The sequence below is a fragment of the Rhizobium quercicola genome, from assembly GCF_021168455.1.
In the GTDB taxonomy this organism is placed as follows: Bacteria; Pseudomonadota; Alphaproteobacteria; order Rhizobiales; family Rhizobiaceae; genus Ferranicluibacter; species Ferranicluibacter quercicola.
Window position 1 is genome coordinate 331,383 of sequence record NZ_JAJOZR010000005.1, and the last position, 15,488, is coordinate 346,870.

The 15,488-nt window shown below is 65.6% G+C and carries 12 protein-coding genes, 1 tRNA gene and 1 rRNA gene; 3 read left to right on the forward strand and 11 right to left on the reverse strand.

Annotation, left to right across the window (positions count from 1 at the left end; genetic code table 11):
* The first annotated feature begins 199 nt into the window (after positions 1 to 199).
* Positions 200 to 1,996, forward strand: coding sequence for a calcium-binding protein (locus tag LRX75_RS23280; protein ID WP_269456137.1), 1,797 nt, complete (start codon positions 200 to 202; stop codon positions 1,994 to 1,996).
* Between the two features lie 217 nt (positions 1,997 to 2,213).
* Here LRX75_RS23280 and LRX75_RS10025 read toward each other — a convergent pair whose 3' ends face one another.
* The gene (locus tag LRX75_RS10025) at positions 2,214 to 3,593 is read right to left on the reverse strand and encodes a sensor histidine kinase (RefSeq protein ID WP_231813923.1); all 1,380 of its coding nucleotides are present in this window, start codon (positions 3,591 to 3,593) and stop codon (positions 2,214 to 2,216) included.
* A gap of 28 nt (positions 3,594 to 3,621) precedes the next feature.
* The gene (locus tag LRX75_RS10030) at positions 3,622 to 3,987 is read right to left on the reverse strand and encodes a response regulator (protein ID WP_162743018.1); all 366 of its coding nucleotides are present in this window, start codon (positions 3,985 to 3,987) and stop codon (positions 3,622 to 3,624) included.
* A gap of 370 nt (positions 3,988 to 4,357) precedes the next feature.
* On the opposite strand from LRX75_RS10030, the gene LRX75_RS10035 reads away from it, so the two are divergent.
* Both LRX75_RS10035 and LRX75_RS10040 read left to right on the forward strand, forming a co-directional pair.
* Positions 4,358 to 5,575: a (R)-mandelonitrile lyase gene (locus LRX75_RS10035; RefSeq protein WP_231813925.1), complete on the forward strand. Its 1,218-nt coding sequence runs from the start codon at positions 4,358 to 4,360 to the stop codon at positions 5,573 to 5,575.
* A gap of 166 nt (positions 5,576 to 5,741) precedes the next feature.
* Positions 5,742 to 6,860 (forward strand): metallophosphoesterase, encoded by a 1,119-nt coding sequence (locus LRX75_RS10040; protein WP_231813926.1) that lies wholly within the window; start codon positions 5,742 to 5,744, stop codon positions 6,858 to 6,860.
* A gap of 7 nt (positions 6,861 to 6,867) precedes the next feature.
* Here the strand turns inward: LRX75_RS10040 and LRX75_RS10045 are convergent, their stop codons facing one another.
* The 9 genes from LRX75_RS10045 to rrf form a co-directional block, all read right to left on the reverse strand.
* On the reverse strand, positions 6,868 to 8,067 hold the full coding sequence (locus tag LRX75_RS10045; RefSeq protein WP_231813928.1) for an ABC transporter permease: 1,200 nt from the start codon (positions 8,065 to 8,067) through the stop codon (positions 6,868 to 6,870).
* A 5-nt stretch (positions 8,068 to 8,072) separates the two neighbouring features.
* The gene (locus LRX75_RS10050) at positions 8,073 to 9,218 is read right to left on the reverse strand and encodes an ABC transporter permease (RefSeq protein ID WP_231813930.1); all 1,146 of its coding nucleotides are present in this window, start codon (positions 9,216 to 9,218) and stop codon (positions 8,073 to 8,075) included.
* The gene (locus LRX75_RS10055) at positions 9,215 to 9,919 is read right to left on the reverse strand and encodes an ABC transporter ATP-binding protein (protein WP_231813932.1); all 705 of its coding nucleotides are present in this window, start codon (positions 9,917 to 9,919) and stop codon (positions 9,215 to 9,217) included. The genes LRX75_RS10050 and LRX75_RS10055 overlap by 4 nt, the downstream gene beginning before the upstream one ends.
* Positions 9,916 to 11,016: an efflux RND transporter periplasmic adaptor subunit gene (locus LRX75_RS10060; protein WP_231813934.1), complete on the reverse strand. Its 1,101-nt coding sequence runs from the start codon at positions 11,014 to 11,016 to the stop codon at positions 9,916 to 9,918. The genes LRX75_RS10055 and LRX75_RS10060 overlap by 4 nt, the downstream gene beginning before the upstream one ends.
* 58 nt (positions 11,017 to 11,074) lie before the next feature.
* Complete coding sequence (locus tag LRX75_RS10065; protein WP_231813936.1) at positions 11,075 to 12,094, reverse strand: helix-turn-helix domain-containing protein; 1,020 nt, start codon at positions 12,092 to 12,094, stop codon at positions 11,075 to 11,077.
* 226 nt (positions 12,095 to 12,320) lie between these two features.
* The gene (locus LRX75_RS10070; protein ID WP_231813938.1) at positions 12,321 to 14,132 is read right to left on the reverse strand and encodes a glycoside hydrolase family 15 protein; all 1,812 of its coding nucleotides are present in this window, start codon (positions 14,130 to 14,132) and stop codon (positions 12,321 to 12,323) included.
* Positions 14,125 to 14,937, reverse strand: coding sequence for a glucose 1-dehydrogenase (locus tag LRX75_RS10075; RefSeq protein ID WP_231813940.1), 813 nt, complete (start codon positions 14,935 to 14,937; stop codon positions 14,125 to 14,127). The genes LRX75_RS10070 and LRX75_RS10075 overlap by 8 nt, the downstream gene beginning before the upstream one ends.
* 311 nt (positions 14,938 to 15,248) lie before the next feature.
* A tRNA-Met gene (locus LRX75_RS10080) sits at positions 15,249 to 15,325 on the reverse strand.
* Between the two features lie 57 nt (positions 15,326 to 15,382).
* Positions 15,383 to 15,488: ribosomal RNA gene (rrf, locus tag LRX75_RS10085) — 5S ribosomal RNA — on the reverse strand; the annotation flags it as partial.

The following is a 15,488-nucleotide window of genomic DNA, read 5'->3' on the forward strand; positions in this document are numbered from 1 at the left end:
GGGGCGAAAACTGGGGAGGTTCGGCTGTCGGCTGCGCATGGGGCAAAGCAGCAATGGACGGCTTAAAGGAAGAGGCCAGTCGGCCCCTGCCATGCGGCCTCGGGACGCAGGGCGCATGATCGACCACAAGGCACTTTCGCAGGCCGTGAATTAGGAGTAAGTTGGATTCCGTTAACGTATACGTCAACGGGAGGAGCCGATGGCAATATTCGACTACAAGGGAAGAGACGCGAGCGCAGAGGTGTCGGAGGCCTTCAACCTTGCGCGTTACGGACAATTGCGCGCGTTCGGAGCCTTGGGAGAGCTCGGAACGACGCTGACGGGAACGAGCGGCAACTTCGCGCCGCCGGCGGGCTGGCACGACCTGACGGCCGCGGATGTGGAGCTTCCGGGGGATGACGTCGACAGTTTCGGCTTCTTTCACGGATCCACCTCGCTCAGCGCACAGGTGAAGATCCTCGCCTATACCGGCACCAGCGGAAACATCGAGCGGCTCGGCATTTCCTTTGCCGGCACCAGCGATATCGGCGACCTGCCGGATTATCTGACGCTCGCCAAGGGCCAGTATCTCGATCAGTTCGTCTACGTCCTCGAGGCCGCCGCCCGCTTCGCCGCGGCCCACGGCCTGACCGGCGAGGACGTCGTCGTCACCGGCTACAGCCTCGGCGGCGGCGCGACCAACATCATGGCGGAACGTTCATCCGCCGTGGCCGACGGCTTCTACGACACCGCGAACTATTTCGGTTTCGATTCGCCGAACATCTACGACAACAGCGACAAGATCATGAACTTCGGCGGCGAGAACGACCTCGTCTACCGCTCGCTGGGCACATCGACCGACAGCATCATCGAGGGCTTCACAGAAGCGCTCGTCCACAAGGACCGGGAGTTCGGCAGCTCGAACGACAACACGGTCCTCTTCAACGACTTCTATGCCAATCCGCTCTCGCCGTTCGGACCGACCAGCGTCTTCAACGTCGTCGGCGGCTGGAATTCGCATATCACCAACCTCTTCGCGGATGCCTTCGCGACGATGGCCCGGTCGAGCTTCGCTTCCATCATGGAAAAGGACAGCGCGATCGTCGTCTCGCAACTGAGCGATCTCCTGCGCCCCGTGACATGGGTGGAGGATGTAGCGCGCGATACCTCCAGTCATTTCGGGGCACCGGCCTTCATCCTCGGCTCCGATCAGGCCGACCTGCTGCGTGACGGCAAGGCCAGCGACTTCCTCGAGGGCTTTGCCGGAAACGACCGCTTCAGCCTCTCCACCGGCAACGACACCGTGGCCGGCGGCGACGGCACCGATACCGTGCAGCTGGCCGGGGCGATCGGCAATTACGAGGCCATCCGCCTGTCGGACGGCACGCTCGTGATGCGGGGGCTGTCGGGACAGTACGGGCTGAAGGAAATGACGTCGGTCGAGCGGATCGAGTTCGGCTCGCTCGTCCCGACGACCTACACCGTCACGAACACCAAGCTCGATACGCTGCTGTTTGCCGACAAGACCTATGCCGCCCATGTCGAAGGCACGGCCGGTAACGACAACCTGGTCGGCACGGCGGGCGTCGACCGCATCTTCGGTCTAGCCGGCAACGACGTCATTCGCGGCGGCGCCGGCAACGACCTGCTGCATGGCGGCACCGGCAACGACCAGCTCTTCGGCGATGCCGGGGATGACGACCTGTACGGCGGCATCGGCAATGACGTATTGTCCGGCGGCGCGGGCAACGACCGCCTGTCCGGCGGGGTCGGCAGCGATGTGTTCGACTTCTCGAAGATCGCCTCTGGCCGCGACGTCATCACCGACTTCAACAAGGGTGTGGAGGGGCACGACACGCTTCTCTTCAGCGCCTCGCTCTTCAAGACGGCGGATGCGGCACTCTCGCATTTCGTCCAGTCCGGTGCGGATGCAGTCCTGTCATGGCTCGGCGGCAGCGTCGTGCTGGCGGATACGAAGGTCGCCGATCTTCACCACGGCGATATTCTGATCGTGTGATCGGCGCTGTGACCGGAGCGTCATCGACGTCTCCCGGTTCGAAAAAAAACAGGCGGCGGATCGTGTGCTCTCAAGGAGCGGCACGATCCGTCGCCTGCATCGTCTTTGCGGCATGACAGGCTGATGCCGGCCGTGCGTCAATCCCTCTGGCGGCTTTTGCCGGGCAAGACCTGCACCGCGCACTCCCGCATCGCGATGTAAGGGAGCCGCGGGCGGATCAGGGAAGCGGAACCCGGATCAGGCAGCGGATGCCGTGGTCGAGAAACTGCAGCTCGGTTGTCGCGTTCAGCTGATAGGGCAGCGCCCGCTCGATGAGTTCGCGGCCGTAGCCCTTGCGGCGGGGCGCGTCATCCCCCGGCATGTTCACGCCCTCCTCCCGCCATTCCAGGAGCACGGCCCGTTCGCCTGCCGCGTCTTCGAGCGTCCAGGAAATCCGCAACACGCCTGTCTCCTGGCTGAGTGCCCCGTATTTGATGGCATTGGTCGCAAGCTCGTGCAGGGCAAGCCCGAGCGCCTGCACGCCGGGCGTCGGCACCGTGACCGGCGGCCCCTCCGCATGAACGGCCTCCATGCGGGACGCGGTACCATGCGCCCGCAATTCGCCCTCGATCAGGTCCTGCAGCGAAATGGTGTCCGCAGCCCGCGCGGCAATCCCCTGAACGCGGCTGAGGGCCCGCAACCGGCTTGAAAATTCGGCGCCGAAACTTTCCAGCGACGAACTGCTGCGCAGCGTCTGGCTGGCGACCGACTGGACGACGGCGAGAAGATTGCGCGTGCGATGCTGAAGCTCGGCCACCAGCACGTCCTGCCGATCCTTCATCGCGCGCAAGGCGTGAATGTCGGTCATGGTGCCGATCCAGTCGCCCGTCGACTCGCCGAACGCGCTGAGCACCGGCAGCGCCCGCGTCTGGTGCCAGCGATAGGCGCCGTCGGAGGCGCGGCGAATGCGGTGTTCGACATAGCATTCGCCCGTCCCGGCTGCCGCCTGCCAGGCCGAAAGCGTCGCGGCGCGATCGTCCGGATGCACCGCATTCAGCCAGCCGAGCCCGAGGCTCTGCGGCTGGTCGAGGCCGGAATAGTCCACCCATTGCGGGCTACCCCAGAGGCGCGACCCGTCTGCGAGGCACCGGAAGACGAGCTGCGGGATCGTGGTGGCGAGCAGCCGGAATCGCTCCTCGTTCTCCATCAGCCTCTGACCGGCCAGATGCGCTTCCGTTCTGTCGCGCAGGATCCTGACGAAGCCCGACCCGTCGCTGAGCGGCATGGTCAGCCCGGATGCCCAGAAGCGCGTCCCGTCCTTGCGCATCTGCCAGCGCTCGTCCTCCGCGCGGCCATGGGCCGTGGCTTCCGCGCGCTCCAGCGCGGGTACGCCCGCCGCCCGGTCCTCCGGCGTGAAGATCACCTCGCCCGACTGTCCGAGAATATCGGCTTCCGTAAAGCCCAGCACGCGCTCGGCACCGGTGTTCCAGCTCGTCACGCGCCCCTCCGGGTCGAGCGAGAAGATCGCGAAATCGACGGCGCTTTCGAAGACGACCCGCAGCAGGTCGTCGCTTTTCGGTGCCAGGAGCGGAGATGGAGGCGTGTCATGAGAGATCATGGCCCGTATCCTCTGTCTGTGAGCCGATCTACAAACGGCTCAGGAGGTGCAGCAATTCATCGGGATCGGCCGGTTTCTGAAGGAAGGGCGCCTCGCGGAAGCGTTCCGGCAGATCGCCCCGGTCATAGGCCGTCAGGAAGGCGAAGGGCACGTTTCGCAGCGACAAGGCATCGGCCACCGGATAGACCTCCGCGCCGCGCAGATGAATGTCGAGAACGGCCGCATCGATCTGCTCGGCTTCGTCCACCAGCTTGAGGGCACCCTCGAGGCTCGACACCGGCCCGATGACATCGGCCCCGGCCCGGCCCAGCACGTCCAGAATATCCGCCGCCACCAGATACTCGTCCTCCACGACGAGAAAGACCTTGTCGAAAATGTCGGCTTCCTCACTCACCACCCGTTCCTCGTCATTCTGTCGTTTCCTCCATGTGCCGGTTCTGGTGGCCGCTCGTTCGGAGCGGGCACCCGGCTTCGGTCAAACTCCCGAACCCGCATCGCGCTGTTCGGTTCCGCGGAAATCGCGAGAGACCAAATCGCCTCTCCGGCGCAGGATCGCGCGCGACTCCGGCGGTCCCGTATCCCAAGTGTTTGCGGCGCAAAGGCGACACGCCGCAAAGTCGTTCCTGCGCATATGTGCATTCATGGCCGGAATGGATAGGTCCATGCGGTTTTCGGGGCCTAATCCTCCCGCCCCGGGCGCCTACCTGCCTCATGCCGCACCGTCCTCCCGCCATCCGGTGCGGCCACATCGACAGGAGGTTCCCTTGAAGACCATCGCCACCACCATCGCCCTTTCGGCCCTCGCCACCACCGGCGTCGGGGCCGAGGAAAACCGGCGGACCCGTGTCGCACCCGCCGCCGTCTACGATGTCGCGCCGGGCCTCGGCCATTTTACCGATGACGTGCTTTTCGGCGACGTCTGGCGTCGCCCGCAGCTTGCGGCCCGGGACCGCAGCCTCGTCACCGTCGCCGCGCTGGTCGCCACCGGCAAGTCCGCGCAGATCGGCAGTCATGTCGGCCGCGCGCTCGACAACGGCGTCGAGCCGCGCGAGATCGGCGAATTGATCACCCACCTCGCCTTCTATACGGGATGGCCGAATGCCATCTCCGCCGCCACCGAAGCAAAGACCGTCTTCGAGGCCCGCAACATCGCGCCGGTCGGCGAAAGCGACGCCGCCCGCATCGAGCACGATGCGGGCGCCGAGGCCGCACGCCGGCGGACGGTGGACGCCACGGTCGCGCCGACGGCACCGGCCCTTGCCGCGCTGACGAACGACGTTCTCTTCGGCGATCTGTGGCAACGACCGGACCTCCGCCCCCGCGACAGAAGCCTCGTCACCATGGCCGCGCTCATTGCCATCGGACAGCCCGAACAGTTGCCATTTCATGCCAACCGGGCCATGGACAACGGGTTGACGGAGACGGAAGCTGCGGAGGTTCTGACCCATCTCGGTTTTTACGCCGGCTGGCCCCGGGCCATGTCGGCCGTTCCCGTCCTGGAGCGCGTGCTTGCCACCCGCCATGAAAAGAAAGCCGAAGCCATGTCTGAAAGATCCGAGTCCGAAAACGCCGATATCACCCTGACGCGAGCCGGCTCCGCCGCCACGGGCGGTCCCGAAGCGTACTTTACCGGCAATGTCGAGATTTCGACCCCGTACAAGAGCACCGCCCCGGCCCGCATCGGCGGCGCCACCGTCTCCTTTCCCGCCGGTACGCGCACGGCGTGGCACACCCATCCGCTCGGGCAGACGCTCTATATCGTCTCCGGCAAGGGATGGGTGCAGAAGGAAGGGGGCCCGCGCGAAGCCTTCGGTCCGGGAGACGTGGTCTGGATTCCCCCGCTGGTCAAGCACTGGCACGGCGCGGCCGTCGACACGCCCATGGTCCACTTCGCTGTCGCCGAAGCTCTCGACGGCAGCGCCGTGACATGGCTCGACAAGGTAACGGACGCGCAATACGCCGGCGACGCCACGGTCGACTGAACGATTCTCCGCCTCTCGGGATCGTATGAACGCGATCCTGAGAGGTGGAACCCAAGGCCCGGCGGGTGTCGGGGCAGAGGACCTTTTCGCGATGCGAAAAGTCCAAGGCCTGCGGGGTGCCGTATGCTACACCGGACCCCAACGTCATTCTCATATCCGGAACCGCATGTTTCATCTCATCTTCGGACTCCCCTGGCTGGTCGTCCTCGTCCGGTTCATCCAGCCGCTGCCGTGGCTCTGGTCCGTCAAGGCGCTGCTGGCGATCGTCCTGCTGCTCGCCTCGCAATACCATTTCGTCAGCCGCCTCTCCTCGGGCTCCGTCTTTTCGCCGGAGTTCCCGCGCTGGCTGGTGATCGGCTTCAACCTGCTCTTCGGCGCCATCGCCCTCTTGGCGGTCCTGCAGATCGCGCTCGATCTGGTGTCGCTGCTAATTGCCCTCTTCAAAGGCCGGCTCATCACGGTTCCCCCGGGCATTCGCTATGCCATGAGCGCAACGGCACTGGCTGCGGCCGCCCTCGGCGTCTCGCAGGCCGTCCGTGTTCCCCCGCTGAGATCGATCGAGATCGCCATCCCCAACCTGCCGCCATCCTTTGAAGGATACCGGATGCTGCAGCTGACCGACATGCATATCAGCCGGCTCTTCCCGCAAGCCTGGGCGCAGGCCGTCGTCGAGACATCCAATGCGCTTGCGCCCGACGTGATCGTCATCACCGGCGACCTGATCGACGGCAGCCTGGCGGATCGGCGGGCCGATGTCGCGCCGCTCGCAAGCTTGAGCGCCCGCGACGGCGTGATCGCCATTCCCGGCAATCACGAGTATTTCTTCGGCTATGCCGAATGGATGGCGCATTTCGCCGCGCTCGGCATGACGGTGCTCGAGAACCAGCACGTCACCGTGACGCGGGACGATGCCGCGATCACCATTGCGGGCGTCACCGACCTTTCCGCGAGCGCCCACGGCCAGTCCGGCCCCGATCTTGCCAAGGCGCTCGACGGCGCGCCGGCAGACGCGCCCATCATCCTTCTCGATCACCAGCCGCGCGAAGCGGCACGCGCCGCTGCCGCCGGCGTTGCCCTGCAGCTGTCGGGCCACACGCATGGCGGCCTGATCCTCGGCCTCGACCGTCTCTTCGCAAAGCCGAACAACGGCTTCGTCTCCGGCCTCTACACCGTCGGCGGCCTGCAGCTCTACGTTAACAACGGGACAGGCCTCTGGCCCGGCTTCGCACTGCGCCTCGGGCGCCCCTCCGAGCTCACGGTCATCACCTTCCGGCGGAAGATGTAGCGCAGCCTCAGCCCCGTGCCCGAAGCGCCGCGGTCAGCGGCAAGCGCGTGGCCATGAAAGCCGGGACGAGGCCGCCGAGAGCACCGATCGCAAGGCCGAGCAGGCCGGCGACGGTGGCGACATCGGATGTCACCGACAGCTGGAAGGCCAGCCGGGCATTGTTGGCCCCGATCGTGCTCGCCTGCCAGCCATTGAACCCGAGCCAGGAGACGACGAGCCCCAGAACGACGCCGGCCGCGGCAAGGCACAGGGCCTCCACCCACGTTCCGACGAAAGCCGCAAACCGCTGGAACCCCAGCGCGCGGACCGTGGCGATCTCCACCGTCCTGTCGGACACGGAACTCATCATGGTGTTCAGCGCCCCGGCCGTCGCGCCGATGGCCATCAGGAGCGCCAGCGGCCAGGCAAACAGCCGGATGAGCAGCGCCGTGCGGCCGGACTGGGCGGCATAGAGATCCGCCTCCGTCATCGCCACGAGAGGCACGGTGCCGAGCGTCGAAAGCCGGGCCTGCAAGCGCGCCAGGCCCTCCGGCTCCATCAGCCGCAAACGCAGGCTCTGCACCGCGTTCTCTCGGTCGAAGCCCGCGCGCACCGCATCGAGATCGGCCCAGATCTCGGACTCGAACGCGCTGCCATGGGCAGAAAACCGCCCGACGACCCTCCAGTCGATTGCGCCGAGACGCACGCTTTGGCCGACCGTGAACCCGAGCGTCGCGGCAAGCTGGTCACCCACGACGATCTCCCGCGCGCCCGGCGAGAAGAGCCGCCCCTCCGACAATGCGATCCGATCGCGCATGGAGGCACCGGCGGCATCCATGCCGCGGACCGCGACGGTGCGAACCGCACCGGCGCCGGCCACATCTACATCGACGGCGACGACCACCTCCCGTGACGAGACGAGCCGCTGCCTGTCGTCGCGCATCACGCCGATATCCTCCGTCGTCGCTTCCAGCGATCGAATGATGTCGGGCGGAAGATCCGAGCCTTTCTCCTGCTGCGCGCCACCGCCGAGAACGACCGCGACCATCGGCGAGCCCGCCCCGGAAAGGGCCGTCTCGAAGCCCTTGGCGAGAGCGAGAAAGCCCGCAAGCACGCAAACCACCAGGGCGATGGACAAGGCCATCGACAGGGAAATGGCAAGGCGGCGCGGCAGGCTGAGGAGATTGACCCGGACCATGATGCCGGTCTGTCGCAGAAGTGTGGACATGAGGATCACCGTGTTCTGAAGGCGTTGATGACGGGAATGCGCAGCGCCGCGATGGCCGGAAGCGCACCGGTCGCAAGAGCGAGGGCGATCATGATCGCCACGCCTCTGACGAGCACCGCGGGCGAAAACACGAGCCCAAGTTCCGGGCCGGCCATCTGGCTGGCCAGCCATGCGAGGATGAGCCCCACACCTCCGCCCAGCAGAAAGATGAAGCCCGTCTCCACGAGGAGAAGGATGACGAGTTGGGAGCCGGAAAAACCCAGCGTTTTCAGGACGCCGATTTCGAAGGTCCGCTCCCGAATGGCGAAGATCATCGTGTTGACGACGATCATCAGCAGCGTGACGAAGGCCGCGCCCACCACGAGGTTCACGATGAGGCCGACATCGGCATATTGCCGCAGGAAGGCTTCGAGGAACTGCTTTTCCGACTGGGTGCGCGTGGGGCTGGCGGAATTGGCGAACCGCGCATCGATGCGGGCGGCAAGCACCGCCGGCGACACCTGTGCGGAGGGCCGCACCACGAAAGCATCGACCGTGTCGCGTCCACGGGCACGCGCGGCATTCACATAATCATAGCGCGCGATCATGAAATAGGTGTCGGTGGAGGCCGTCTCGCCCTCGAAGATGCCCGCGATCTCGAACCGCCAGTCACGGCCGCCTTCCTGCCTGGCGACGTCGAACGCCGTGACCGTGACCCGCTGCCCGACCGTCCATCCTTGCGCATCCGCAAGCGCCCGCCCGACCAACACCCTGTCGCGCGCCATGTCCACGGCCGAGAGAAGCGCCGGCGTCAGCCCGAGGCCTTTGCCGTTGACGTCCATCAGCCGCGCCATGTCGGCCGCACTCACCGCCACGACATTTTTCTCGACGTCCACGAAGCCGCGCAATCGCGTGACATAGGCGACCCCCGCGACATCGGGAATGGCGGCCAGAGGCGAGAGGGCAGCCATCGGCAGAGCCTGCATCCGCCCGCCGGCGCTCGTCGTCACGCCGAGAATGTCCTCGCTTGCCGCCGATGCGCCCTGCGTCCCGGCGAGAAAGCTCGTCGTCAAGCCATAGATCAGAAATGCCGTGGCGATGCAGACCATGAGGAGCACGGCGCGCAGCGGTTTGCGGAAGGCGTTTCGTCGTGCAAGATCGAGAAAGGTCATGCGACAACCCTCGCGTCTTCGACGAAGGCGCCCTTGTCCAGATGCAGGGTCCGCTTTGCACGACGCGCCGCCTGCGGATCGTGCGTCACCATCACGATCGTCTTGCCCAGCACCTGATTGAGCGTCTGCAACATCTCCAGCACATCATCGGCAGAGGCGCGATCCAGATCCCCGGTCGGTTCGTCGCAGAGCAGCAAGCCCGGATCGGCGACGATGGCACGGGCAATGCCGACCCGCTGCTGCTGCCCGCCCGACATCATGCCGGGATAGTGCCGCTCGCGTCCGGAGAGCCCGACGAGATCGAGCACGCGCGCCACACGCACACGCCGCTCACGCGCCGACAACGGCTTCAAGAGGAGCGGCAGCTCGACATTCTCGGCGGCGTTCAGCATGGGCAGCAGATTATAGAACTGGAAGACGATGCCCATATGATGCGCCCGCCAGGACCCGCGCGCCGCCTCGCCCATCTGGTCGAGGCTATGCGTGCCGATGCGCACGCGCCCGGCATCCGGCCGGTCGATCCCGGCCAGCAGGTTGAGAAGCGTCGATTTGCCCGAACCCGAAGGCCCCATGACGGCCACGAAGTCCCCCTTGGGGATGGCAAGGTCGAGGCCGGAGAAGATCGGGATCGTCTGCCCCCCGATGCGATAGGCTTTGCTGACGCCCTCAAGCTGGATGTCGATGTCCTGCGCTTCGGTCATTGCGCGATGTCTCCTGTCGTGGTGATGGGAATGCGAATGCGCGCCGCCATGTTGGGCCGCAGGCCTTTCGGCGGATCGACGAGATCGAGGCGAAGCGTCACCGTCCCCTTCTCGGCCGAGGCCACCGGCGCAAGGCGCCGGATCGCGACCCGGAAGGGTTGCTCCGGGAAGGCATCGAGCACCGCCTCGCCGCCGAGCCCCTGCGTCAGCGTCGCGATCGTCGCCTCCGCCACGTCCGCATCGATCGCCAGGCGGTCCATGTCGGTCAGCGTCAGCAGGCTCTGGTCTTCGCGAACGCTGTCGGCACGGGCAAGAACCGTATCCCCGACATGCACGGAGAGGCCCGTCACCATTCCGGCAAACGGGGCGGAAACCGTCTGCTCGTCGAGGCGATCCCGCGCCATGCGAAGCGCAATATCGGCACTCTCGACGGCTTGCCGCGCCTGTGCCGCGGCATTCTCGGCCTGTTGCTGCCGAAGACGGGCGAGCTCGAGCGCCTGCTTCGAAACCGCATCGCTGACGAACAGGCGCTCCATGCGGTCGCGCTCCGTTTCGGACTGGAGAAGGTCGATGCGCCGCGCGACCTCCTGCAGTCCCGCGGCGGCCTTGCCGGCCTGCGCCTGCTCCAGCCCGAAGCGGGCATCGCGATCCTCCAGCACGACGAGGGCCTGCCCCCGCACCACCACATCGCCTGCCGTCACCGCGACGGCGACGACGCGGCCCTCATATTTGGAGTAAACGCGCGTGCCCTGCTCCGGAATGACGAAGCCCGATCCGGTGATCTCCCGCGCAGGCGACGGTGCGACCGGTGGCGCAACATGCCCGGCAGCCACACCCGGAGCGATATGCCCGAGCGCACCGGTCTCGCCCGGCGGGTGCACAGGCTGGTTTGCCATCCAGGACGGCACCCAGCCGGGTGCCAAAATCGCCGTGCCACCAAGACCCGCCGCGAGGACCAGCAGGCCTGAAGCCAGAACGGACCGTCGCGAAAGCCCTCGCGGTGGGAGATGAGCCGGTACGGGCTCGAAGGAAAGCGAGCCGAGCGTCTCGGCAAGCGACAGAGCGTGTCGTGGGGGATGGTCGATATGATGGTTCATGCCGCCAGTCTGGACCGCTGCCGGCCCTTTGGAGACCGGAAACAGGATCGAGACCGTGCTAGATCGCGATCGAGGACGCGCGCTCCCGCCATTGCAACGGCGTCATCTCCGTCACGCGCTTGAACTCGCGGTTGAAGTTCGATTTCGTCTGGAAACCGACATCCAGCATGATGTCCGTCACCGACCTCTCGGTTTCCGCGAGCAGCTGGCACGCCTCCGCGATGCGCTGCTCGTTGACATATTGCGAGACGTTCTTGCCCGTTGCCCGGTTGATCGCAACGGAGATCTGCCGCGCCGGAATGCCGGCTTTCCGCGCCAGCCGATCGAGATTGAGATCGACATCGCGATAGACCCGTTTTGCCTGCATCAAGGTATCGATCGCCGCCATCGTCCCCGCATCTTCGGCAGCATCGAGCGCCGGGGGCGGGCTGGCGACGACGGCCGGCTCCGGCAGAGAGCCGGTCGCCGCAGCCGCGATCGACAGGATCACCAGCAGACCGAGATTTCCGATCGCGACCACCGACCGCGCATGGTCGCCATGCGTCCAGAGAAAATCAAGAAACACGAACGTATCGACAGCCGCCGACAAAAGAAGACAGAAGGCCGTAAACAGAATGGCGCGATAGGCCGGCACAGCCCCCTCGAACGGTGCCAGCCGCAAGGCATCCGCGCCCGGCAGCATGAGGCGCAGAATGGCAAGGGCATAGCCGACGAAAACCCCGACGAGAACGAGATCGATCGCATCACGCGACGCAAGGATGAGCAGACAGACGGTCAGCGCCGGCAGCGCATGAAGCATCAGGCCCTTCGCCCCCGGGCGCCGCGTTCCCCGGACGAGCTGGACGACCCCGGCATAGGCCAAAGGCGGCACGATCGCCGCCCCCACAGGCGCAAGAACCATCACCGCCCGCACATCATAGCCCCATCGCAAACCCGACAGGACCGACTGCCAGATACTCACGACGATCAAGGCCAGCAGAGGAAGATTGCGCGTCGATCCCCCATCCCGCCGCAGCACGACGGCGAGAAGGATGAGCAAGAGAAGAGCAACGACGAACGGAAGCGGGATGAAGGGCATGGAGAACGGTTTTCGGAACGCGGGCGACGACACGACATCATGTCCGATTTCCCCGCACCCTGCGACCTCGATCACGTTCGAGGACGGGCGTTTCCCTCGTGATATCCCGTTGGGCGGTCCAGACGTTCACCCGGGCAGACCCGGATGTTGCACCTTCATTTTCAGGGACACCCGCGCATCGGGTGCGACCCGGCTCTGAAGGTCGTTTCGAGATCTCCGCAGCGTGTTACGGCTGCCAGTTCGGACGATGGGAGGGATCCAGTCGGCGATCGGTGAAGAAGGCCGCGCTGATGAACGCAAGATGCGTCAGGGCTTGCGGAAAATTGCCGAGCTGACGACCGCGCACGTCCTGCTCTTCCGCAAAGAGGCCGAGAACATTCGCATAACGCATGCCCTTGGCCATCGTCAGCTGTGCCTCGTCGACGCGGCCGGCCCGGGCGAGGCACTCGGCATACCAGAACGTGCAGGTGGTAAAAGCCCCCTCCTCGCCCGCAAGGCCATCCTCGATGCGATAGCGATAGACGAGGCCGTCGTCGCAGAGCTGCTCGCCGATGGCATCGAGCGTCTTCAGCCAGACCGGATCGGTCGAGGAGACGAAGCGCATGAGCGGCATCATGAGAAGGGCGGCATCGAGTGCCGTTCCCCCGCGTTCCTGGACGAAGTAGCCATGCTCGGGATGGCGGAAATTCGCCCACACATCGGCATTGATGGCGTCGCGGCACTCCGCCCAGCGGACGATCGGTGCCGGCAGCGAACGCTTCTTCGCAAGCCGGATCGCACGGTCGAGCGCCACCCAGCACATCAGGCGCGAATGCAGGAAATGGCGCGGCTCCGACCGCATTTCCCAGATCCCGGCATCCGGCTTCTGCCAGTGCTCGATGACATATTCGACGATGTTGCGAACGTGCTGCCAGCCATTATGGCTGATGGCCTCTCCATATTTGTTGGAGAGATAGACGCTGTCCATCAGCTCGCCGAAAATATCCAGCTGGGACTGGACGTTCGCGCCATTCCCGATCCGTACCGGCCGGCTGTCAGCATAGCCGGCGAGATGCGGCAGTTCCTCTTCGTCCTTCGCCTCCGATCCGTCGATCGCATACATGATGCGCAACGGATGGTCGGCGTCCGAAGCCATGACGCGCTGGCCGGCCCAACGGCCGAAATGCTGCGCCTCCTCCAGAAAGCCGAGCCGCATAAACGCGTAGACCGTGAACGAGGCATCGCGGATCCACGTCGCGCGATAGTCCCAGTTCCGTCCGGCGCCGATCGCTTCGGGGAGCGAAAAGGTCGCGGCCGCGGCGATCGATCCGTGCTCGCGCGAGGTCAGGAGCTTCAAGGCGAGCGCCGACCGCAGCACCTGTTCGCGCCAGCGGCCGCGATAGGTCGCCTTGCCGGCCCAGCGGCGCCAGGCGGCCGTCGTCTCCGCGATCTCGGCCGAGATCATCGCGTCGTCGGACATGGTGAGATCGTCGCCGCCGAGCGTGAACCAGGCCGTCTGGCCGGCCGAAAGCGTAAACGTCGCCTCGGCCGCGCCGTCCGTGGCTGTCAGGGGGATCGATGCGAAGAGACGCATCGTCAGATCCTTGCCCGTGAACGCCACGCCGCCATCGATGGCGGCACTGTTCGGGATCTCGCGGGCATAGTCGAAACGGGGCGCGCACCGGATCGTGAACGCCATCGTTCCCCGCGTCACCGAGATCCGGCGGAGAACGCAGCGGGCCGTGTGCCCGGGGTGAACGCGGGCGTCCGGATGCGGCATGAGGTCCAGGACCTCAGCACTTCCGCCATCCGCCATCCACCGGGTGATCAGCACGTTGGTCTCGGGGACATAGAGCTGAAGGCTGCGCGGATCGGCAAGCTGCGGGACGATCGTAAAGGCGCCGCCCCTCTCCGCGTCGAGAAGCTCGGCGAAGATCGTCGGGCTGTCGAGCGCCGGCCAGCAGAGGTAATCGAGCGCCCCATCCTGCGCAACGAGCGCGGCGGTCTCCATGTCTCCGACGATACCATGCTCGCTGATGGCGCGGTTCGGCTTAACCATTGTCACGGAACTCCGGATAAAGAGACATGCCGCCATCGACGAAGAGCGTCGTGCCCGTGATATAGTCGGCCGCATCGGATGCGAGCCAGACAGCCGCGCGGGCGACATCGTCCGGTTCACCGATCCGCCCATAGGGGATCAGCCGGAGAAGCTTCGTCAGCGCCGCATCGGTCTCCCACGCGTCCTTGTTGATCGGCGTGCGGATGGCGCCCGGCGCGATGGCATTGACCCGGATTCCGTCGGCGGCGACTTCCTGCGCGAGAGACCGCGTCAGCATTCGCACGCCACCCTTGGCCGCGGCATAGTTGATGTGACCGGCCCAGGGGATGATCTCGTGCACGGAACTCATGGCGATGATGCTGCCGGCGCTGCGGGCGGGCCGACCGTCCCGGGATTGCGATCGGAAACGGCGCACAGCCTCGCGGGCGCACAGGAACTGGCCGGTCAGGTTGATGTCGATGACGGTGTTCCAGTCCTCGAGCGAAAGATCGGCGATGGCCGCATCCTTCTGAACGCCGGAATTTGAGACGAGCACATCGACGCGGCCGAACGCCGTGACGGCGTCATCGAAGAGCCTGACGACATCGTCTTCCCGGGAGACGTCGGCCTGAACCGCGAGCGCCTTCCCGCCTTTGCCCGTGATGCTCGCGACCAGCTCTTCGGCCGGCTGCTGCTGAGAGCGGTAGTTGACGATCACCGCCGCACCGGCCTGCGCCATAGCCTCGGCAACGGCAATGCCGATCCCGGAACTGGCCCCGGTGACGATGGCCACATGGTTTCCGAGTGCCTGATCCTTCGCTATCATCGCATGCCTTCTCCGCGTTCGTCCCGCCGTGATCCGTGCCGGCTGCTTGATGCCGGACGCATGGCGATGCCATGCGAGAGAACGACATAGGGCTGCGCGTCTTGGAAAGAAGGATGTGTGCGAACACGTTCTCGATCATGAGCTTGGTCTGAGAAGGACGATCGCTTGATCTCGGACCGAACATGGCATTTAGCAGCATTCCGCACAGCGATCATGCGCTCGCTGACAACCGCGCGAAACGCCACAACCCCCGCACGCTGCCGCGTCGGGGGGGGGTTTTTGCAATTGTGTGAGGTCTGTTTGTGTTTGTTTGGTTGCGGGGGCAGGATTTGAACCTGCGGCCTTCAGGTTATGAGCCTGACGAGCTACCGGGCTGCTCCACCCCGCGGAAGGGAATAGGACTGAGGGTGTTTGAGAAGATGAAGTGTTTGTTTGCGCTTAGCAGACCTGGCAGCGACCGACTCTCCCGCGTCTTAAGACGAAGTACCATAGGCGCTGGGGCGTTTCACGGCCGTGTTCGGAATGGGAACGGGTGCGGCCACCCCGCCAGA